Here is a 20,499-nt window from a genome sequence, read left to right as displayed (position 1 = left end):
CACCAACCAGTTGGACAAATGCTCAGTTATTGATCGGCGGAATGAATTTCACGAAGCCGACCTCGGGGGCGTCCGGGTTCACCGCCCCGGCGACGACCTCGAACGCCCGCGCGTCCCGCGCCGCGCAGCCCAGCTCGGCGAGGCTTGCGAACCGAAACTCGCTGCCGGACTCCCGCATCGCGTTGTCGAGGCCTTCCTGCGTGTCGTAGGTCGCATGGAGAAGAGCTGCCGCGCACCATGATCGGCCATGGCGTGCGGGATGGTGTCGTATTGCTTCTTCATGGTCGAACCGACTCCCCGGCATGGGCTGGTCGTACTTGACCCGTCGCTCGGCGAATGATGTTACTCCCCAAAGCAATTGGCGACAGTCGCCGGGAACGGCGAAGCCCGCGCACCGCCACCCCGCCGAGGCTGGTAACAGTACGACAACGAGTCGTATCGCACAGCCCGCACGATCGCGCGCAGCAAACCGTCGGTCTAGTATCCGACCCATGGGTACGCGAGCGGTGCACTTCGTGGGAAGTTTTCCGGCCGAGAGCACTGACGCAGCAATGAGAGCGATGCTGGACAGCGCCGGGCCGCAGCTACGGACGCTGCCGACGGGCGAGACCGCCCGCTACGAGTTCTACATCCGCCCCATCATCGAGGATCTGGTGAAGCAGGGCGCGCTGGAATCGAAGCGCCCCGGCCAGTGGCGCACGAGTCGGGAACGGACCATTTATCGAGCCGCGGGCGGCAAGAGGCTCACCGGCGACATGATGGATCTCGGATATTTCCGCGAGGCCGAGGAAGCACTGCCGGTGTTCAACGCACTGCGCGCCGAGCGAGATTTGTCCGGTATCACCCTCCAGCTCGGGATGCCGACCGATTTCACCATGGCGTTCATTACGATGGGCGCCGCCGGCCTGCTGCGAAACAAAAAGGCCTTCACCGACGCGACGGTGCGCGACATCGCCGCGATTCGTGAATTGGCCGGGGACGACGTCGTCATCCAGTTCGAGGCGACCGCAGAGCTGGTGCTGATGGCGCACACACAGCCGTTCCACAATCTGATCAACTGGGTGTTGGGATTGGGTAAGGGCATCGCCGAACTCGCCGCGGCATGCCCGCCGGGTACCCGGTTCGGAGTGCACCTCTGCCTCGGCAGCATGAACAACAAGGCGCGGGCAAAGTTACGGACCGTTCAGCCGTTCGTGGATCTCGCCAATTCGATAGTCCGGCATTGGCCCGCGGAGCAAACCCTGACCTTCGTGCACGCACCGTTCGCGGCCGGCGAGATCCCGCCGTCCGAGAAGCCCGAATTCTATGCGCCCCTTGGGAACCTGGCGCTGGGCGAGGGCACCGACTTCTATGCGGGCATGGTGCACGACACTCCCACCGAGGCGGAGCAGCTGCACACGTTGCAGGTCATCGAGCAGGCGCTGGGCCGACCGGTCGACGGCGTCGCCACCGCGTGTGGACTCGGCCGCCGCCCACGTCCGGTCGCCGACGCGCTGATGGCGCGAGCGAATACACTTGCCGCCAAAGGGTGATTCGGTAAGTGGGCTTCGGCGCGTCTGCACCACTGTGGCATAGCACAACATTCCGCCGGGAAGATCGCTACGATTGTGGTCGAGGATCGGGAGGACACCTTGTCGGACATCGATCGAGCGCCAGGACTCAATCCGAATGTGCCGAGCTCGGCCCGGATTTATGACTACATGCTCGGCGGCAAAGACAACTACGACATCGACCGTGAAGTCGCGCACCGCATGCTGGCCATCGCACCCGACACCAAGACCTTGGCGTGGTTCATCCGTCAGTTCCTGGTGAAGGCGGTCGAGATGGCCGCCGACGCGGGTGTCCGGCAGTTCATCGATCTAGGCGCAGGCATCCCCACCTCACCGAACGTGCACGAGACGGCCCGCAAGATCGAACCATCGGCGCACGTGGTCTACATCGACAACGACCCGATCGTGCACGCGCACTGCGACGCGCTGCTGGCGCATTCGCCCGGTGTGACCGCCTTGAAGGCCGATATTCGCCAGCCGGACGACATCATCGACCGGCTGAAAACCGGCTCGCTCATCGATTTCAACGAACCGGTTGCCCTGCTGATCATCGGCGTGCTGCATTACGTGATGGACGACGAAAACCCGTACGGGATCGTCGCCAAGTTCCGCGACGTGATGGCGCCGGGCAGCTTCCTCGCGATTACGCACGCCTCCGGCGACACTCATCCGGACTTCATCGGTCAGTCGCAAGAGGACACCAACAGCTCCCCCTCCCAGGTCGTGTACCGAACTCGGGAGGACACTGCGGCGCTCTTCGACGGCTTCGACCTCATCGACCCCGGTGTGGTGCCCGCGCAGGAATGGCTCGACGACGACCTGCCCGCTACCCGACTGGTGATCTACGGCGCTATCGGCCGCAAGTCGAGCTAGACCTGTCAGCTTCGGCGACGGCGCCCGTCCGACTGTTCCAGCGGCGGAAGCCGGAAACCGATGCGCGCCCCAGGCCCGTGCTCGGCGAAAACCGTGCCGTGGTGTGCGGTGATGATGTCCTCGACGATGGCGAGCCCGAGCCCGGACCCCGGTGTGCCCTGGGTGTTCGCGGCACGATAGAACCGATCGAAGATCGCGGCGGTGTCGTCGGCGGCGATGCCGGGTCCCTGGTCGCGCACCGTCAATTCGGTGCGGTGGATGTGCACGTCGACCGGGGTGTCCGGCGGGCTGAACTTGATCGCGTTGCTGAGCAGATTGTCGATGCACCGGGCGAGGGCCCGCGGCCGAGCCAGCACGGGTCCGGGATGGTCTGTGGTGACGGTGATGGTGCGGCCGCTGCGATGGCGGAAGCGTTGTGCGCACTCCTCGGCCAGCGTCGGCAGGTCGAGTTCGGTGGGTTCCTCGGCGGTGTGCTGGTCGGTGGCGAGTTCGACGAGCTCGGCGACCAGGTCGTCGAGCGCGGCGGACTCCTGCACGAGGGTGTCGAGGACCTGCGTCTCGTCTTCCGGCCCGAGCCGGCCGCGGGCGCGCTGCAAGAGTTCGGCACTGCCGCGGATGGAGGTCAGCGGGGTACGCAGTTCGTGGCTGGCATCCTGGACGAGCCGGTGTTGCTGCGCGCGGGAGCGGCGCAGGGCGGTGAGCATGGTGTCGAAACTGCCGGTGAGCCTGCCGATTTCGTCGCGGCCGGTGGGCGGCAGCGGCACCGACAGGTCCTGGGTGGAGCTGATGTGCTCGGTGGCGGCGAGCAAGCGGCGGACCGGTCGCAGGATGCGGCCGATGGCCAGCCAGCTCAGCAAGGCCGACAGCGCCACCGCGATCGCGGTGATACCGCCGGTGCGCCACAGGAATTCGTTGTCGATCCGTTCCGGCTCGTGGTAGCGCTGCGCCACCATCACCGCACCGCCGCCGGGGCGCGGTTTGGTGCGGATCCCATAGGGCTCGCCGTCCAGGTCGAGATTGTATTCGGCTGTGCCGCTACCGGTTCGGGCCACGACCCGATCGGCCTCGGCCACCGGCAACGGCATCCGGTCCGGCATCAACGGATGCGCCGTACCGTCGGCCGACAGCAACTGCTCGATGGTGTCGGACCGCTCGGGCAACACTGCGGGCAGCACGGCGATGACGGCGTCGACCCGGTCGTTGAGGCTGCGGTCGATCTGATTACCGACCAGCTCACTGACCCCGCGATACGACGTCGCGAGCGTGACGACGATCGCCGCCACCACGGCGACGATAACCACGAGGGTGATCCGGGCGCGCAGCATCACGCGGGCCGAACGGCGTAACCGACGTTGCGGACGGTGTGAATCAACCGGGATTCGCCCTCCTGCTCGGTCTTGCGGCGCAGGTAACCGATGTACACATCGAGCGAACGGGAATCGGTGTCGAAGTCGAAACCCCAGATGTGTTCGTAGATCCGGCTGCGCGTCAACACGATTCGCGCGTTGCGCAGCAGCAGCTCGAGCACGTCGAACTCGGTCTTGGTGAGCTCGATAACCCGATCACCGCGATACACCTCGCGGGTCGCCGGATTCAAGGTCAGGTCCGCGACCGACAGCACGGTGTCGTCCTCGTCCAGGGTGCTGCGCCGCAGCAACGCCCGCAGCCGAGCGAGCAGTTCGTCCGTCGCGAACGGTTTCGGCAGATAGTCATCGGCCCCGGCATCCAGCCCGGCGACGCGGTCGCCGATCTGGTGGCGAGCGGTGAGCACCAGAATCGGCAACCGATCCCCGCGTCGGCGCAGCAGCCGACACAGCGACAGTCCATCCATTCGCGGCATGACCACGTCCACCACGGCCATGTCCGGCTGGATCTCGGTCAGCATTTCGAGCGCCTGTTGCCCGTCCACGGCCAGGTGCACGGTGTAGCCCTCGAAGCGAAGCAGCTGGTCGAGGGTGCTGCGCACGTGCGGATCGTCCTCGACGACGAGCACCGATGCGGCGGGTGCGGACGAGCTGGGTGTGGTCACGCTGTCATTGTTGCTGGTGAGTAGCGAGTTTGTGGGTATCGGCCTGTTCACTTCGTGACCGCCGTCACCGCGACGGACGCCAATGATGGCCACGCTGGTTCTCGCGCGCATCGCCCAACCCTCGCCGACCCGCGGCAAGGCAGCACGAAGCTGGTGCCAGAAGCGGGTAAGAATCCAGCTCGGACTCGGGCGTGCGGATTCTTACGTGATTCTTCCGTGGCCCTCGCCGACCATTGACTTCGGCCGTCCAGGATTTCTCTCAACGCTCCGCTGAATGTGGGAGACGTACCGAGGGAAGGGATTTCGAGGATGCGCAACGGAATGCGGGCAGTCGCATGCCTGGTAGCCGCACTGGCCGCTACGACTCTGGTCACGGCGTGTGGTGACAGAGAACCAGCCGGTCCCGACTGGTGCCCGACGGTGCCGGGACATCAGGTCGATTGCGGCGTGCAGTCACGACCGCTGGTCGCGGACAAGCCCGAATTGGGCACCATCGCAGTGAGTTACGCACTCATCAAGCGCAGCAATCTGGACGTGCCTGCCGCGGGCACGATCGCCCCGAACCCGGGCGGGCCCGGTGTCCCGCTGATCGACCATGCCGCGCAGGCCACTCAGCTGTCCGCGCACTTGCTCAACGATCACGACCTGCTGCTCATCGATCCGCGCGGCACCGGGCTGTCCAGCCCGTTGGACTGCGGCGCGGACGAGGCGGGCTACGAGGTCGGCACTCGCGAATACCAGCAGCAGACGGTGGCCCGCTGCGCCGAACAGCTCGGCCCCCGCGCCGCCGGCTACACCTCGGCGGCCACCGCCGACGACTTCGACGCGATCCGCGCGCGGCTCGGCATCCCCAAACTGGTCCTCTACGGCATCTCGTACGGCACCTACCTGATGCCGATCTACGCCGAACGCCACCCCGACACCGTGCAGTCCATCGTGCTCTCCGGCGCCTACCCGCCCGACTTCGACCTGCTGTCGCGGCCCAATGCCGAAGCGGTATCACTTGCGCTGCAACGGATCTGCGATCGCAGCCGGGCTTGTGACGGCGCGACCGCCGTCGCCGACCTGCGCACCGTGGCGCAGCGATTGGCCGTTCAGCCGCTGACCATCGCCGGCCGTAATCCGTTGCAGCTCAGCGAGAGCAAGCTCGCGACCCTCGTCTTCGAGGTGGCCAGCACCAATGTCGGCGCCGATCCGACATCGCCGACCCTGATGGGCGCGCTACCTGCCGCGCTGCACGGCGCCGCCAACGGCGACGACACCGGGCTGCGGCAGTGGGCCGAGCAGGCAGGCAGTGAGCCGACCGCCGAGAACATCGACCTCTTCATCACCGTCGCCTGCAACGACTACCCCAACCTCTGGCAGCGTCAGTCCTCGCCCGCCGAGCGGGTACAGCAGTACCGGGACGGGCTCGCCACGGCCGGACCCGACGGCGTCGGCGCCTTCAGCGCAGCGGGATTCAGCGCGGGCGTGCGCGACGGCGGTGACGCCTGCATCCAGTGGCCGGCCGTCACCAGCGCATACCCCGGCCGCCCGGTCGCCGCGCTGCCGAATGTCCCGGTGCTGGTCATGTCCGGCGACCTCGACGCCATCACCCCGGACGCGAACGGCAAGCGGGTGGCCGCCGGCTTCCCGAACGCGACCTTCCTGTCCGTCCCGAACACCGGCCACGTCCCCGACCTGGAGCCCAGCGGCTGCGTCACCGACCTGGTAGCCCGCTTCATCCGAACCGGCAACACCGGGCCGACCGGCTGCGTGGATTCGATCCCGGCCATCGCGGTCACCCCGATCCCCCGCTGATCCAGCCTGCCCGACGCCCAGCCCCGAGACAGCGCGCGCTGATCGAAAGTCGAACAGCCGCAATGCCATTCCCGTGAAAGCGGGAGGCAGCAGCTGTTGTCGGGGCTGGGCGCTTCCGCATGTGCACGGCCTCGAAACTCGCGTGTCGCCAGTCACTTTCCCCATCTTGCGTGACTGCGATCACTTCGCTATCTTGTGCAATGTCACACGTCACATGACATCCAGACTGGCTGTTGGTCTGGACAATCGCGCAGATGGAGGCTTCACATGTCCGAACCGATCACCTCAGCCGTGACCAAGCCCTGGCACGGGATCCTGGTCGCGACGACGCTGCCGTTCGCTGAGGATTACTCGGTCGACTACGACGCCTACGCTCAGCACGTGCAGTGGCTGGCCGCGAACGGCTGCCACGGGGTGAGCCCGAACGGGTCGCTCGGCGAATACCAGACCCTTGACGACGAGGAGCGGGCCAGGGTGGTGACGACGGCCATCGCGGCCGCACCGGACGGCTTCACCGTGATGCCGGGCATCGCGGCATACGGGGCGTTGCAGGCGCGCAAGTGGGCCGCGCAGGCCGCCGAGGCAGGGGCGCAGGCCGTGATGTTGTTGCCGCCGAACACCTATCGCGGCGGACGCGACTCGATCCTCGATCACTACCGGACCGTGGCCGAGGTCGGCCTGCCGATCGTGGCCTACAACAACCCGTTCGATACCCGCATCGACCTGACTCCCGACATCCTGGCCGAACTGTACGGCGAGGGCTTGATCGTCGGGGTCAAGGAGTTCACCGGCGACGTGCGGCGCTTCTACGAGATCAAGGAACTGGCACCCGAACTCGACGTGCTGGTCGGCTCCGACGACGTGGTCCTGGAGCTCGGCATCGCGGGCGCGGTCGGCTGGGTGTCCGGGTACCCGAACGCGATCCCGCGTGCGACGGTCGAGCTGTACAACGCCTCGGTGAACCGGGATCTGGACAAGGCGCTGCCGCTGTACCGCGAGCTGCACAAACTGCTGCGCTGGGACTCGAAGCCACAGTTCGTGCACGCCATCAAGCTGTCCATGGATCTGGCCGGCCGACCGGGTGGCAAGTGCCGCCCACCGCGGGTTCCGCTGGCGCCGGAGCTGGTCGCGAAGATCACCGAGGACACCCGCGACGTGCTCGCCAAGGGCTACCGGTAGGCAGTTCGTAGCCGGTGCACACGAAAGATGAGGAGCAGTCGATGACCGAGAGCACGGTCGAATCCGTTCGCGACACCACCGCGGCGCAGGTCGATGCCATGGCCGCGGCAGCCGCGGCGGCCGCGGGACCTTGGGCGGCAATGGCACTGACGGACCGCGCCGGGGTGTTGCGCGGTATCGCCGATCAGCTCGATGCGCAGGACACCGAGCTGATTCCGTTGGCGATGCGGGAGACGCACCTGTCCGAACCGCGGCTGCTCGGCGAGCTGAAGCGCACCAGTTTCCAGTTGCGGCTGTTCGCACAGGTGGTGCTCGACGGTGATTTCCTCGACGTGCGCATCGACACCGCGGACCCCGAGTGGCCGATGGGTGCGCCGCGGCCGGATCTGCGGCGGATGAACATCGCGCTCGGCCCGGTGGTGAACTTCGCGGCGAGCAACTTCCCGTTCGCCTTTTCGGTCGCGGGCGGCGATACCGCCGCCGCGCTCGCGGCGGGATGCCCGGTGATCGTCAAAGCGAGCCCCGGGCATCCCGCGCTCTCCCGGGCGGTCGGACAGTTGATAGATCGGGTGCTTGCCGAATGTGGTGCGCCGAGTGGGACTTTCGGGCTCGTCTTCGGCCGCGACGCCGGGGTGCAGGTGCTCACCCATCCTGCCGTCGCCGCCGCGGCGTTCACCGGCTCCACCGCGGGCGGGCGAGCGTTGTACGACCTGGCATCCCGTCGTCCGGTGCCGATTCCGTTCTACGGTGAACTCGGCTCCATCAACCCGGTATTCGTCACCGACCAGGCCGCGCGCACCCGAATGGCGGAGATCGCGTCGGGGCTGCTGACTGCGGTCAGCGCGAGTGCGGGTCAGCTGTGTACCAAGCCGGGCTTGGTCGCGATACCCGAGGAATCGGCGGTTTTCAGCGAGCTGGCCGAGCTGATCCGGAGCCGACCGGTGCCGACCGGGGACATGCTCAACGCGGAGATCGCCGCCGGATTCACCCGCTCCGTCGAGCAGGTACGCGCACACCCGAACGTGGAACTGCTCGCGGGCGGCGGACCGGACGAGGCACTGCTGCTCGCCACGACGGCGCGCACGGTGCTGTCCGATCGCGACCCGCTCTTGCACGAGATGTTCGGCCCAGCAACACTTCTGGTCAGCTATCGCAGTACTGACGAACTGCTAGAGCTGGCCCGCTCGGTCGGCGGGCAACTGACGGTCTCCATCTTCGGCGACCAGGTCGACGACACCGTCCGCGCGCTGACCGCCGCCGCGGTGGGCGCGGCCGGGCGGGTGCTGTGGAACAGCTGGCCCACCGGACTCTCGGTGACCTTCGCCCAACAGCACGGCGGTCCCTACCCGGCGACAACGGCCCCGACGGCGACCTCCGTTGGCACCGCGGCGATTTCGCGCTTCCTGCGCCCGGTGACGTATCAGTCGGTGCCCGAGGACCTGCTGCCGCTCGAATTACGCACGGACAACCCACTTTCCGTGCCACGCTCGGTGAACGGGGCACGCGCACAATGACCGGAGCCGCGCCCCGCGCCACTTCCCTGCGGGGAACAGACGTCCTGATCATCGGTGGCGGCATGATCGGCTGCGCACTCGCGGATCGGCTTGCCCTGGACGGTGCCTCGGTCCGCGTCTGCGAGCGGGGCGGGGTCGCCTCCGGCACCACGGCACATGGTGAAGGCAACGTGCTGGTCTCGGACAAGGGGCCGGGGCCCGAGTTGGCGCTCGCCCAGTTGTCCCGGCGGCTGTGGCTCGCCGTCCTCGAACGGCTATCGTCCGGCGCGACCGTCGAATGGGAACCCAAGGGCGGCATAGTCGTTGCCACCACCGACGCCGGCGCCACCGCATTGACCGCGTTCGCCGACGGCCAGCGTGGTGCCGGGGTTCGCTGCGAGCACCTCGACGCGGATCAGTTGGCCGCGGCCGAGCCCGCACTCACTCGCGACGTATGCGCGGCCGTGTACTACCCCGAGGACGCCCAAGTTCAACCGGCCGGCGCCGCGACCGCGCTGCTCGAATCGGCCATCGCGGCAGGCGCGGTGGTCGAGACCAGCTGTGCGGTCACCGGGCCGCTGATCCGCGGCGGCCGACTGATCGGCGTGCAGACGACCCGCGGACAGCGGCATGCCGATGTCGTGATCAATGCGGCCGGCCCGTGGTCGGGCGCGGTGTCGGACCTACTCGGCGCACCGATCGCGATCAAGCCTCGACGTGGGGATGTGCTGATCACCGCACCCATGCCACCGACCGTGTTCCACAAAGTCTACGACGCGGATTATGTTGGTGCCGTTGGCAGTTCGGACGCAGCCTTGCAATCGTCAGCGGTGGTCGAATCGACCAGAGGCGGCCCGCTGCTGCTCGGCTCATCGCGGCGCCAGTGCGGCTTCGATGACCGGATACGCCCGGACAGCCTGGCCGCCATCGCCCGAAAGGCGTTGCGGCTGTACCCGATCCTCGCCGACGTCGCGATAATGCGGGCCTATGGCGGCTTCCGCCCCTACGTAGACGACCACCTCCCGGTCATCGGCCCCGATCCGCGGCTCCCCGGCCTATGGCACGCAACCGGCCATGAGGGTGCAGGCATCGGCCTGTCCGTCGGTACCGCCCAACTGATTTCGTCAGCCCTGACCGGACACCCGGCCGAGGTCGACATCGCCCCCTTCGCCGTCGACCGCCCCGCCGTCCTCACCAGTCCCGAACCGACCCCCCAGAAGGCATCCCAATGACCGAACCCACCACCCCCCACTCGACCGAAGGGCACCTTCAGTCGTCCAGACCGACCGAAAGCGCCCTTCGGTCGGTGGTGGATGTTCGACCGGGGGCGACCTTTGGTCGGTTGTACAGGGTGAAAGTCGCCTTCGGTCGGAATGGGGGGATGGTGTGAGTCCGCATGTGATTCGTCCGGATGGTGATCCGGTTGGCCGCTGTGATCGGTCGTTGACTGTGACTGTCGATGGCATGCCGGTTGCTGGTGTGCACGGTCAGACGCTCGCGACGGTGCTGCTCGGCGATGGACGTTCGCACTGGCGCACCGCGACTACCGGCAGTCCGCGCGGCGTCTTCTGTGGCATCGGTGTGTGTTTCGACTGCGTCGCCACCGTCAACGGCGTTGCGGATGTTCGGCTGTGCCGCCGGCCGGCACGCGACGGCGACACCGTCGCTACGCAGACCCGGCTAGCGGGAGAGACGAAATGAGCCGACATGTAGTGGTGATCGGTGGCGGTCCGGCGGGCACCGCGGCGGCTGACTCCGCGCTGCGACAGGGTGCGACGGTGACGCTGATCGACTCGAACGAGGCACTCGGCGGACAGTACCACCGGCGCATCCCGGCCGCGTACGGCGTCCGTCAGCCGCTCGCCATCGGGCACGGATACGCCGCGGCCGCGCGCCGCGCTCGCCTGCTGATCGAGCACCCGCGCTGTGCGTACCTGCCGTGGGCAGCCGTATACCAGATCGAGCGGCATCTCGAAGGTGGTTGTCCCGCAGTACGTTTGCTGATCGGTGTCGAGGGTGATCGGCGGGAGCATCGCGTCGTGCAAGGTGACGCACTGGTTCTGGCCACCGGCGCCTACGACCGAGTGTGCCCGTTCCCCGGCTGGGATCTGCCCGGCGTCTATACCGCCGGTGCCGCACAAACTCTCGCGAAGACGCAGCGGCTGTTGGTCGGCCGGTCCGTATTGCTTTCCGGCACCGGTCCGTTCCTCCTTCCGGTCGCACAATCGTTGGCCGAGAACGGCGCTCAGGTGCGGGCGGTGCTCGAGGCCAACCCTGGTCGCAAGATCGCGCGGCACTGGGCCGCTCGACCGTGGGAACTCCGGCACAGTGCGAGTAAAGCCCTGGAACTGATCGAGTACGTGGCTTGTGGTGTGCGGCATCGGATTCCGCTACACACCGCGCAGGCGGTGGTCGCGGTGGCCGGTGACGGTCAGGTGGAGGAAGCCACCGTCGCCCGGCTCGACGAGAACTGGACGCCGATTCCCGGCAGCCACACCACGGTGCCGGTGGACGCGGTCGCGGTCTCGCACGGCTTCACCCCGCAGCACGAACTCGCCGTCGCCGCCGGGGCGAACCTCACCACGAACGGCTTCGTGCAGGTCGACGACAACCAGCAGACCAGCGCCGAATGTGTTTGGGCGGCAGGCGAAATCACCGGCATCGGTGGTGCCCAGGTCGCCGCCGTCGAGGGGACCGTCGCCGGACTGGCCGCGGCGGGCGCCACCCCGGACCGGGCGCTGCGGGTCCACCATCGCACGGCCGAACAGTTCGTGGCCCGCCTCGCGGCCGCGCATCCGATCCGGCCCGGCGTGCTCAGCTGGTCTCGACCGGACACCGTCATCTGCCGCTGCGAGGGCACCACCTGCGGCGAGCTGACCACCGCCTGGTCCAGCGCCGCGGGCGATGGCTACCGCTGCGCCAAATTGGCCACTCGCGCCGGACTCGGCCCATGCCAAGGTCGCATGTGCGCGGCGAACATCGAGGCGTTGCGCGGCAGTCCATCCGCCGACGCGACCACCGCGACAACAGGTCTCGCCGCAGCCAGTCCCGCCTGGCGTCCGCTGGCCGCTCCGGTGCGGTTGCGTGAACTCGCCGACATCGACAGTGACGCGGCGTACGTGACCGGCCCGAAGGCGGCAGCCTGCCTGAACTCGCCCGAATCGACAGTGAAGGACAGTCCTGATGCGTAGCAACACCATCATCTCGGCGATCGACACCCACACCGAGGGCATGCCGACCCGGGTGATCACCGGCGGCATCGGCGCCATTCCCGGCGACACCATGGCGGCCAAGCGAATCCACTTCATCGAGCACCTCGACGGATTGCGCAAGCTGCTGGTCAACGAGCCGCGCGGGCACGCGTCGATGAGCGGCGCGATCCTGCAGCAGGCGACCACCGACGACGGCCACTACGGCGTGCTGTTCATCGAGGTCAGCGGCCTGCTGCCGATGTGCGGGCACGGCACCATCGGCGTCGCGACCGCCTTGGTCGAGGCCGGCATGGTGCCGGTGACCGAGCCGGTCACCGAGATCCGCCTCGACACCCCCGCCGGACGCGTCGTCGCCTCGGTCGCGGTGACCGGCGGCCACGCGGATTCGGTCACCCTGCGCAACGTGCCCGCCTACTGCGACAGCCTGGACAACGAGGTCGAGGTGCCCGGCCTCGGCGCGGTGCGCTACGACATGGCCTACGGCGGCAACTTCTACGCCATCGTCGACCTCGGCAAGCTCGGACTGCCGTTCGACCGCGCGCACAAGGACCGCATCCTCGACGCTGGCCTGCGAATCATGGCCGCCATCAACGAGTTCCGGCGGCCGGTGCATCTCGAGGACGAGCGCATCGCCGGATGCAAACACGTACTGTTCCTCGATCCCGCGTCCGAGCCTGCCCACACCCGCCATGCCATGGCCATCCACCCCGGCTGGTTCGACCGCTCCCCCTGCGGCACCGGCACCTCCGCCCTGCTCGCCCGCCAGCACGCCCGCGGCTTCCTCACCGAAGACCAAGTGCTACAGAACGATTCGTTCATCGGCACCACCTTCTACGCCCGCGCCGTGGAAACCACCACCGTCGGCGATCACCCCGCGATCGTGCCGACCATCACCGGCCGCGCCTGGCTCACCGGCACCGCGAACTATCTCCTCGACCCCACCGATCCCTTCCCCGAGGGCTTCGTCTTCTAACCGTCACCACCCGCTCCACTGCTCCACCTCGAGAGGCCCGTCAATGAAGACAGTCACCAGACCCGCACGCCCGCCGCTCACCAAGAGCGGCGTCCTGCGCCGAATGCCGGTAATCGTCGCCGACACAGGCGATTTCAAGAAGAGTATGGGGCTGTGGCAACTGGTCGCATTGAGCCTCGGCGGACTGGTCGGCGCGGGGGTATTCTCGCTGGCCGGTGTGGTGGCCAACGAGGTCGCGGGTCCGGCGGTGCTGGTCTCGTTCGCCATCGCGATCATCGCGTCCGGTGCGGCCGGGCTCTGCTACGCCGAGTTCGCGGGCATGGTTCCGCGCGCCGGTTCGGCCTACACCTACTCCTATGTGGCGCTCGGCGAGATCATCGGCTTCATGATCGGCTGGGATCTGTTGCTGGAGTACACCGCCATCGTGTCGGTCGTCGCGATCGCGGTGTCCGGGTACCTGAACTACATCACCCACTACATCGGATTCGATTTGCCCACTTGGGCGCTCGGTGCGCCGGGCACCGGATCCGGGCACAAGGTCGACCTGTTCGCCGTGCTGCTCTGCCTGCTCTTGGCGTTCCTGCTGTCGCGGGGCACCCGCGAATCCGCCCGCGTGCAAACGGGACTCGTCGCGTTGAAGATGGTGATCGTCGCGATCGTGGTGGTGGCGGGCGCATTTCACATCAAGTCGGGCAACTATCAGCCGTTCTTCCCGTTCGGCGTCGGCGGCGCGGTCTCCGGTGCCGCGCTGGCCTTCTTCGCGGTCTACGGCTACGACGCGATGAGCGCCGCGGCGGAGGAGTCCAAGGACGGCAAGAAGCTGATGCCCAAGGCGATCATGATCAGCCTCGGCATCGCGTCGGTGGTCTATCTGCTGGTCTGTCTGGTCATCGTCGGGATGGTCAACTACACCGACATCAATGTCTCCTCGCCGTTCTCCAGCGCGTTCGACTCGGTCGGCATGGGCGTCCTCGGATTGATCATCGCGGTCGGCGCGGTCGTCGGCGTCACCACCTCGGCGTTCGCCAATATGCTCGCGGTGACCAGGGTCGGCTTCGCGATGAGCCGCGACGGTCTGCTGCCGTCCTACTTCGCCAAGTCCAGCCCGGTGCGCAAGGTGCCGACGCGGGTGATCTGGCCGGTCGGCATCGTGTCGGCGCTGATCGCCGGATTCCTGCCGATCCGAGAGGCCGCCGAGCTCACCAATGTCGGCATCCTGATGGCGTTCATCGTGGTGGCGCTCGGCGTCATGCGGCTGCGCCGGACCCGCCCGGAGGTGGAACGCGCGTTCCGCACGCCGTGGGTGCCGGTGGTGCCGCTGATCGGCATCGTCTTCTCGATCTGGCTGATCAGCCACCTCACCTGGGTCACCTGGCTGCGGTTCGTCGTCTGGCTGCTGCTCGGCCTCGGGGTGTACGTAGCCTTCAGCTACCGGAACTCAAAGCTGAACGACGTCGACAGTTCACTAACCTGATAGAAGTCGTGCTCGCACACAGGAGAAACCCGGAGCGCCCTTGATGATCGAACGGTTGGATATACCCAAGCGGCCCACGCTGCGCGATCACGTGTCGGATGCGCTGCGAGCGGCGATCATCTCCGGTGAGCTCGAGCCCGGAGTGCTCTACTCGGCGCCGTGGTTGTCGGAGCGCTTCGGGGTTTCGCCGACGCCGGTACGCGAGGCGATGCTGGATCTGGTCAAGCAGGGACTGGTGATCTCGGTACCGAACAAGGGTTTCCGGGTCACCGAGATCTCCGATGCCGACCTCGACTCGATCGCCAAGATCCGGATGCTGCTGGAGCCGCCGAGTGTGCGCTCGATCGTCGGCGATATCCCCGAGTCCGATATTCCGGGGCTGCGGAATCAGGCCGACAAGATCGTCGACGCGGCCAAGCGCGGCGATCTGGTCGAATACGTCGACGCCGACCGGCAGTTCCACCTGATGCTGCTGGACTACTGCCACAATCCGCGGCTGTCACAGATCGTCGGCGACCTGCGCGCGCAGACCCGGCTGTTCGGCCTCGCCGCGCTCGTCGAGCGCGGCGAGCTGGACAAGTCGGCGCAGGAGCACCACACGATCATCGACCTGGTCGAGCAACGCCACGACGAGGAGCTGGAGCAGTTCCTGCGCAAGCACATCGGGCACGTTCGCGGCATCTGGGCGGCCGGGAACGCACCCGATGAGGATGTTCCGTAGGACTATCGGCTCCGCATTCTCTTTGTCTCAAGCTCGCTGGACACATCCGACTCCGCGAGAAATTCCGCGGTTCTTTTCGCGAGCGTGTCGGCCCACCAGAACGCGCTGGCGATCTGCAGGAATCCGTTCACGTCATGGTTGATCGCCAGGAACGAGACCCGGGTGCCGTTGCCCGCGACATAGAACATTGTCTGGATCTGCAGGCCGCCGCCCGCGCCGATCACCATCGCCATCGCGGGCTCATGGTCGGCCAGCAGCCTGCGGGCGTCGCCGGGATTCAGCGCGCGCACCGTCCAGAACTCGCCGATCCCGGGCGTCTTGTAGTACTTGAGCCTGCGTTCGGTGAACGAGGGATTCCTCGTGGCCGCCATGTGCACCGCGGCGGCCACCGTGTTGATCGGCGCCGCGGCGGTGAGCACAATGCCGACCTTCGCGGGAGCGATCAGACCTGTCATGCGGTTCCTGAGGTGAGCCATATGAGGCCAACGTTAGGGGCCGCAGCGGTCGGTCTGTATCCGTCGTTCGACCGACTACGCCAAGCGTCCTGGCTTGCGCCCGAACACCATTGACGTGGGACCGATCAGGTGCTGCTTCTTGATGTGCACGAAGCCCGCGTCCCGCAGCCAGCCCGCGCACTGGGTGGTGGTGGCCTCGAAGCCTTCGCGCATCTCCAACATGATGTTCAGGCTGGACAGGGAGCTGACCAGGTTGTTCTTGCGATCGGGGTCGGTCATCGCGTCGTAGACGAGCAGTGCGCCGCCGGGCGGGACGGCCTCGAAGGCCTTGGCGATCAATTCGCGCCGCACGGTTTCGCTGTAGCCGTGCAGCACGTGGCCGAAGCTGATCACGTCCGCACTGGGCAGCGGACCGCCGAACATGTCACCGGACACGAATCGGATCCGGTCGCCGAGCCCGAACGATGCGACGTACGCCTCGAAGATCGGCTGCACCGCGGGCAGGTCGTAGCTGACCCCGCTGATGTGGGAGTGAGTGAGCGCGACCCGAACCGGCAGCGCCCCTTGGGCCGCACCGACATCCAAGAAGGTCTGGAACCGCCGCCACGGAAAGCGCGCGGCGATCAGCATCGCCTCGCCGGTCGAGATTCCGGTCATGCCCGCCAGGAATTTCCGCAGCGCTACCTGATCGCCGTAGAGCGAGGAAAAGAACTCGCTCTCCCCTTGTTCCTCTTCGGCTCCCGGCTTGCCGGTCCGGAGCAGATCGCCCAGCCCGGACCACAGATCGTAGAGTCGCGTGCTCGACAGCTCCATCAGCCCGCCGATGTAGCTCGGCTTGGCGCGGTCCAGGAACAGCGCGGCCTGCCGCGAATTCGTATATATCCCAGCACGGTCGCGCCGCAGCAGACCGATGTCGACCAGCGCACTGAGGAACGGGCCCGCCGCGCGCGGCTGCCAGTCCAGCCGGTCCATCAGTTCCTGCTGCGACAGCGGACGCACCGCCAGCTCGGTGAACACGCCGTACTCGACCGCGGTGAGCACGACCCGGGAGGGCCAGAACCCCATCCCGGTCTCCAGGATCTGCTGTGGATCGGCGAAGCGTCGCAGCAGCGGGCCGCCGATCCGGCTCTGAAATGCCCGCATCAGCAATTGCTCGCGGCGCAGATCGCCGGTGCGTGCGCCAGGGGCCGGGTCGAGCACGGCGGGATTCGCCGGATCCGGCACCGGTGCGCGGTCCTCGGTCGGGCTCTTGGGATGTGCCATCGTGCAACTCCTCGGATGTACTGACCTCGGGCCACTAGCTGCTGATCATCGGGCGATCACGTAGCCGTCGTCTGGGCGGTGGTCGCGGGAACGGCGGAGGTCGGCTATCGCGAACGTGCGTTGTACCCAGCGGTCCGCGCCGTCATAGCGGGGGTGGAAAGCAGTGCGGCCATGCACGGTGACTCGATTGTCCACGATGACGAGGTCGCCGGGGGCGAGTCGGGTGATATGCGCGACCGTGTTGCAAGCCTGGCCGAATTCGGTCAGTGCCGCTTCGGCGCGGGGAGTGAGCGGGGTGGTCGCGATGGTGGCCATGCGGATATCCGGGTCTTCGACGGCGCCGGACAGCAGGGGTTTCGGTGCGCGGGCTTCGCTGTCCGAGGGGAAGGACGGCGGCGGCGCGGTGATGAATTCCGGGGCGAACAGTGTTTCGCGGCTCGCGGGTGTCAGCAGTGGCAGCGCTTCGCGGAGGCAGGCGGTGCGCAGTCCGGCGATCCGGTCGTGGTCGGCGCGCAGGCACAGCAGCAGCACGTAGTCGGGTTCGTGCTGGTGGAAGGCGTTCTCGTTGTGGAAGGTCAGCAGCACCGAACCGGCGTTGCCCGAGAAGGTTTCCTTGCCGCGCACCGGCACGACATCCTGCACGAGGGCGCCGGACTTCTCGGCGAGATACGCGGCGGGATCGCCGAGCCCGCAGGCCAGCATGGCGAGCACCGCGGCGGAAACGGTCGCGGCCCGCTGCACCGAATCCGGGGTCGACGGCGTGGCGGGCAGCATCGCCTCGTCGACCGGCAGACCCTTGATCTGCAGCGTGCCACGCGCACCGGAATGCCGCCGGAATTCGCGGACGCTGCGGCGCAGCGGAAGAGGCAACGCATCCCAGGAATGTCTTGCGCGAGCGACCCATTCGGGATCGTCCACCCGGTCCTGCGCACCGCAGAGCGTGCGCGCTACCCGGTCGATCTCGGCCGTGTCGGCATGGCCCAAATCCACGTCGACGACCGCAGTTTCGGTGATCTCGTACGTCAACGCTCGCTCCTGGCTCGGAAAGGTGAAGGCGGCGAATCACTCTCGACTGATCAGCGTTGCCTGCGGGTCGTGATGACGTCGGCGAGGTAGTGGTCGCCGAAGCGGATCAGCGGCGCGTATTGGGCGGCGCGGCGGTGCCGCATCAGCCGGAGTTCGCCGACGGCATTGTCGGGTCCGGTGGGCAACTGCGCGATGGAGCGGCGCAACCGCACCATCGAATAGGCAAGCGTGACATGGCGTTCGCTGTCCACCAGGTCGGCTTCGAGCAGCGCGTCCCTGGCTTCAGCGAGTTCGGGGTCGCGGGCGTGCAGCTCGGTGAAGGTGTCCGGGACTACGGTGAGCAGGTCTTTCATCGCGCCGCGGAAGGTCTTGTAGCCGCGATGTTGGCGGCCGCTCAACGGGATCGAGACATCCGGCGGCTGCATGGTCGGGCGCACCGAGGCCATGTAGTACTCCACCGGGATGGTGCTGGCGTGGGTCATCGCCGCGGGGAAGCCGCGCACATAGGTGGTCGCGTGGTCGAGCCTGGCCAAGGCGGCATCGGTCGCGCCGTCGCGAAGATGTTGTGCGGCGTCGGTTACCGCGACCGCCGCGCAGATGTTGAACAGAACGTGGACCTGGTGCCCGACGAGCCAGCGCGCGGTCCACTCGCGCTCCAGCGAGATGCCGTCGGTTGCCTGTGCGCCGGGCAGGGACTCGACGGCCGGCCCGTCGGATGCCGCGGTACCGGTGAGGTCGAGGGTGGCCTGCCGCAGCCCCGCGACCTCCCCCGCCAAGTCGGCACCCGACAGCGGGGCTCGACAGAGATCACGCAGACCGCGATGGACAACCAGGACTCCGTGCAGAGCGGCCTGCTGATCGGTCAGGTCCACCTCACGGACCCGAAAGAACGACTGGCTCACCGATTCGGCGGGCAGCTTCTCGCCGACGATGGGCCCCGACTGCGCCGCCAGCGCGTTGACCAGCTCACCTGCCGCAGCCGCCGCTCGTTGTAGGGCCGCGGTGCGTTCACTGGGACCGGCATGTGTCGGCACTTCGGTCAGTGTCAGCGCGGTTCGTTGCGCTTCCGATCGGATATGAGAGTTCAACTGCGGGACGGTTCCTCCGTCCCTCAGTCCCCGGAATACGGCCACGGGCGGATGCGGGTCTGCCACCGAGGTACCCATGTGCTGAGGATATCCGGAACACGGTCGTTCCGCTGGGTTGTCCCATTGGTCGACGCCACGAATTCCGTTGTCTGGTCAGCTATCTCGAGCGTGGCTCGATCGACCCCCGTGCCGAGTGCTCCCGGTTCGGCCGATCATGTACAGCGGATCGTCGGCGGTCTGCCTACCCAGCGCTCAGTCTTCGATCCAACTCCATCGCAAATGGATGCGCCTGCGCCTTCTCGCCACAATTCCCGCATCTGACCCGCGCTCCGCAGTATGCGTAGCGCCTCCCAGAACTCGAGCCTATAGCGCGATTTCTTCCATGCAATAAGACCTCCGTTCAGCAATAATAGATCTTGCTAAGAAAACCGCCCAGCAGGCTTCCGGATCCCGTCCGGATCGCGGATTACCTTGCAAGACTGGAAGTCTCACCGAGCAGGCTTTTTGCGCCATTCTACGCCCAATTATCCGGCATGCGGCATTCCGGCGGAGTTGATGATTTCGCTGTAACCCGACGTCTCAGCTATTGATGTCACGTAGTAATGGCCGGTAACTTTTTAATCGACAGCACGTTCAATTCGCTGCCATGTTGTTCATTCGATTCACTGTCTTTACTCAAAAGGAGTGTGCAATGCTCAGCAAACTATTCTTCGCACGGGTGTCGCTCGCCGCGGTGAGTTGTACAGCGGCCGCGGTGGCCCTCGGCGCCGGTCCGGCACAGGCCGCGGGCTCGACCACGCTCGGCCCGGCCGGCGCTGCCGTCTCGGCCACCAACCAGGGCGCCGTGACCGCCACGGCAGGCCCGGTGACCGTCACCTGCAACACCGTCACCGCGACCGGTTCGGTGCCGACGGCACCGAACAATCAGAACCCGAGCGGCCCGGTGACCGTGCAGATCGGCGCACCGAGCATCAGCGACTGCTCGACCAACCTGCCCGGCCTCACCGCCACGGTCACCACCAGCGGCACCTGGTCGGTCTCGGTGCAGAACGGAGCGCCGATCGTCGGTAGCCTGACGATTCCCAAGGGCGGAATGACGGTCCACAACAGCGGATTGGCCACCTGCACCACCGTGGTCGCGCCGAACGGGCCCGCGACGGTGGCAGGCACCTTCACGAACGGCAACCCGTCGACGGTGACCAGCAATGGTTCGGCGCCGGTCAGCATCACCGGTGGTCTCCTTTGCCCGACTGCCACCTCGGGCACGGTGTCGGCCACCTTGGTATTGAAGAACACCAGCGATCCGTCGCAGCCGATCACCGTCGGCCCGTAACTCCGATCGAACCCGACCGCGGGGCCCGCA

The 20,499-nt window shown here is 67.1% G+C and carries 19 protein-coding genes; 12 read left to right on the top strand and 7 right to left on the bottom strand.

Annotation, left to right across the window (positions count from 1 at the left end; translation table 11 throughout):
* Positions 1-22: 22 nt before the first annotated feature.
* Positions 23-178, bottom strand: coding sequence for a hypothetical protein (locus tag ABZ942_RS00585; protein ID WP_357377579.1), 156 nt, complete (start codon positions 176-178; stop codon positions 23-25).
* Between the two features lie 382 nt (positions 179-560).
* Here ABZ942_RS00585 and ABZ942_RS00580 point away from each other — a divergent pair, with 382 nt between their 5' ends.
* Both ABZ942_RS00580 and ABZ942_RS00575 read left to right on the top strand, forming a co-directional pair.
* The gene (locus tag ABZ942_RS00580; protein ID WP_357377577.1) at positions 561-1,532 is read left to right on the top strand and encodes a hypothetical protein; all 972 of its coding nucleotides are present in this window, start codon (positions 561-563) and stop codon (positions 1,530-1,532) included.
* A 75-nt stretch (positions 1,533-1,607) separates the two neighbouring features.
* Complete coding sequence (locus tag ABZ942_RS00575) at positions 1,608-2,423, top strand: SAM-dependent methyltransferase (protein ID WP_357377575.1); 816 nt, start codon at positions 1,608-1,610, stop codon at positions 2,421-2,423.
* Between the two features lie 5 nt (positions 2,424-2,428).
* On the opposite strand, the gene ABZ942_RS00570 is transcribed toward ABZ942_RS00575, so the two are convergent.
* The gene (locus ABZ942_RS00570; protein ID WP_357377573.1) at positions 2,429-3,724 is read right to left on the bottom strand and encodes a HAMP domain-containing sensor histidine kinase; all 1,296 of its coding nucleotides are present in this window, start codon (positions 3,722-3,724) and stop codon (positions 2,429-2,431) included.
* Positions 3,725-3,747: 23 nt separating this feature from the next.
* Positions 3,748-4,452, bottom strand: coding sequence for a response regulator transcription factor (locus ABZ942_RS00565; RefSeq protein WP_357377571.1), 705 nt, complete (start codon positions 4,450-4,452; stop codon positions 3,748-3,750).
* A gap of 321 nt (positions 4,453-4,773) precedes the next feature.
* On the opposite strand from ABZ942_RS00565, the gene ABZ942_RS00560 reads away from it, so the two are divergent.
* The 9 genes from ABZ942_RS00560 to ABZ942_RS00520 all read left to right on the top strand — a co-directional run bounded on the left by ABZ942_RS00560 (position 4,774) and on the right by ABZ942_RS00520 (position 15,304).
* On the top strand, positions 4,774-6,252 hold the full coding sequence (locus ABZ942_RS00560) for an alpha/beta fold hydrolase (protein WP_357377569.1): 1,479 nt from the start codon (positions 4,774-4,776) through the stop codon (positions 6,250-6,252).
* A 267-nt stretch (positions 6,253-6,519) separates the two neighbouring features.
* Positions 6,520-7,431 (top strand): dihydrodipicolinate synthase family protein, encoded by a 912-nt coding sequence (locus tag ABZ942_RS00555; RefSeq protein ID WP_357377567.1) that lies wholly within the window; start codon positions 6,520-6,522, stop codon positions 7,429-7,431.
* 41 nt (positions 7,432-7,472) lie between these two features.
* Positions 7,473-8,945, top strand: coding sequence for an aldehyde dehydrogenase (NADP(+)) (locus ABZ942_RS00550; protein ID WP_357377565.1), 1,473 nt, complete (start codon positions 7,473-7,475; stop codon positions 8,943-8,945).
* Positions 8,942-10,156 carry an FAD-dependent oxidoreductase gene (locus ABZ942_RS00545; RefSeq protein ID WP_357377563.1) on the top strand — a complete coding sequence of 405 codons (1,215 nt, stop codon included), beginning with the start codon at positions 8,942-8,944 and terminating at the stop codon, positions 10,154-10,156. The genes ABZ942_RS00550 and ABZ942_RS00545 overlap by 4 nt, the downstream gene beginning before the upstream one ends.
* Positions 10,157-10,310: 154 nt before the next feature.
* Positions 10,311-10,625 (top strand): (2Fe-2S)-binding protein, encoded by a 315-nt coding sequence (locus tag ABZ942_RS00540; RefSeq protein WP_357377561.1) that lies wholly within the window; start codon positions 10,311-10,313, stop codon positions 10,623-10,625.
* A complete protein-coding gene (locus ABZ942_RS00535; protein WP_357377559.1) occupies positions 10,622-12,115 on the top strand; it encodes an FAD-dependent oxidoreductase in 1,494 nt (497 codons plus the stop codon). Before ABZ942_RS00540 ends, ABZ942_RS00535 begins: the two co-directional genes overlap by 4 nt.
* A complete protein-coding gene (locus ABZ942_RS00530) occupies positions 12,108-13,109 on the top strand; it encodes a proline racemase family protein (protein ID WP_357377557.1) in 1,002 nt (333 codons plus the stop codon). The genes ABZ942_RS00535 and ABZ942_RS00530 overlap by 8 nt, the downstream gene beginning before the upstream one ends.
* A gap of 43 nt (positions 13,110-13,152) precedes the next feature.
* Positions 13,153-14,583 carry an amino acid permease gene (locus tag ABZ942_RS00525; protein ID WP_357377555.1) on the top strand — a complete coding sequence of 477 codons (1,431 nt, stop codon included), beginning with the start codon at positions 13,153-13,155 and terminating at the stop codon, positions 14,581-14,583.
* A 43-nt stretch (positions 14,584-14,626) separates the two neighbouring features.
* A complete protein-coding gene (locus ABZ942_RS00520) occupies positions 14,627-15,304 on the top strand; it encodes a GntR family transcriptional regulator (RefSeq protein ID WP_357377553.1) in 678 nt (225 codons plus the stop codon).
* Between the two features lie 2 nt (positions 15,305-15,306).
* Here the strand turns inward: ABZ942_RS00520 and ABZ942_RS00515 are convergent, their stop codons facing one another.
* From ABZ942_RS00515 to ABZ942_RS00500, 4 genes are all read right to left on the bottom strand, one after another.
* The gene (locus ABZ942_RS00515) at positions 15,307-15,759 is read right to left on the bottom strand and encodes a hypothetical protein (protein WP_357377551.1); all 453 of its coding nucleotides are present in this window, start codon (positions 15,757-15,759) and stop codon (positions 15,307-15,309) included.
* Between the two features lie 75 nt (positions 15,760-15,834).
* Positions 15,835-17,022, bottom strand: a complete 1,188-nt coding sequence (locus ABZ942_RS00510) for a methyltransferase (protein WP_357377549.1) — start codon at positions 17,020-17,022, stop codon at positions 15,835-15,837.
* A gap of 45 nt (positions 17,023-17,067) precedes the next feature.
* A complete protein-coding gene (locus ABZ942_RS00505; protein ID WP_357377547.1) occupies positions 17,068-18,048 on the bottom strand; it encodes a TauD/TfdA family dioxygenase in 981 nt (326 codons plus the stop codon).
* 50 nt (positions 18,049-18,098) lie between these two features.
* The gene (locus tag ABZ942_RS00500) at positions 18,099-19,082 is read right to left on the bottom strand and encodes a hypothetical protein (RefSeq protein ID WP_357377546.1); all 984 of its coding nucleotides are present in this window, start codon (positions 19,080-19,082) and stop codon (positions 18,099-18,101) included.
* 745 nt (positions 19,083-19,827) lie between these two features.
* Here ABZ942_RS00500 and ABZ942_RS00495 point away from each other — a divergent pair.
* Positions 19,828-20,469 (top strand): hypothetical protein, encoded by a 642-nt coding sequence (locus tag ABZ942_RS00495; RefSeq protein WP_357377544.1) that lies wholly within the window; start codon positions 19,828-19,830, stop codon positions 20,467-20,469.
* Positions 20,470-20,499 lie beyond the last annotated feature (30 nt).

Source organism: Nocardia sp. NPDC046473 (genome assembly GCF_040645995.1).
GTDB lineage: Bacteria > Actinomycetota > Actinomycetes > Mycobacteriales > Mycobacteriaceae > Nocardia.
This window is presented reverse-complemented; position numbering and strand designations above follow the sequence as displayed.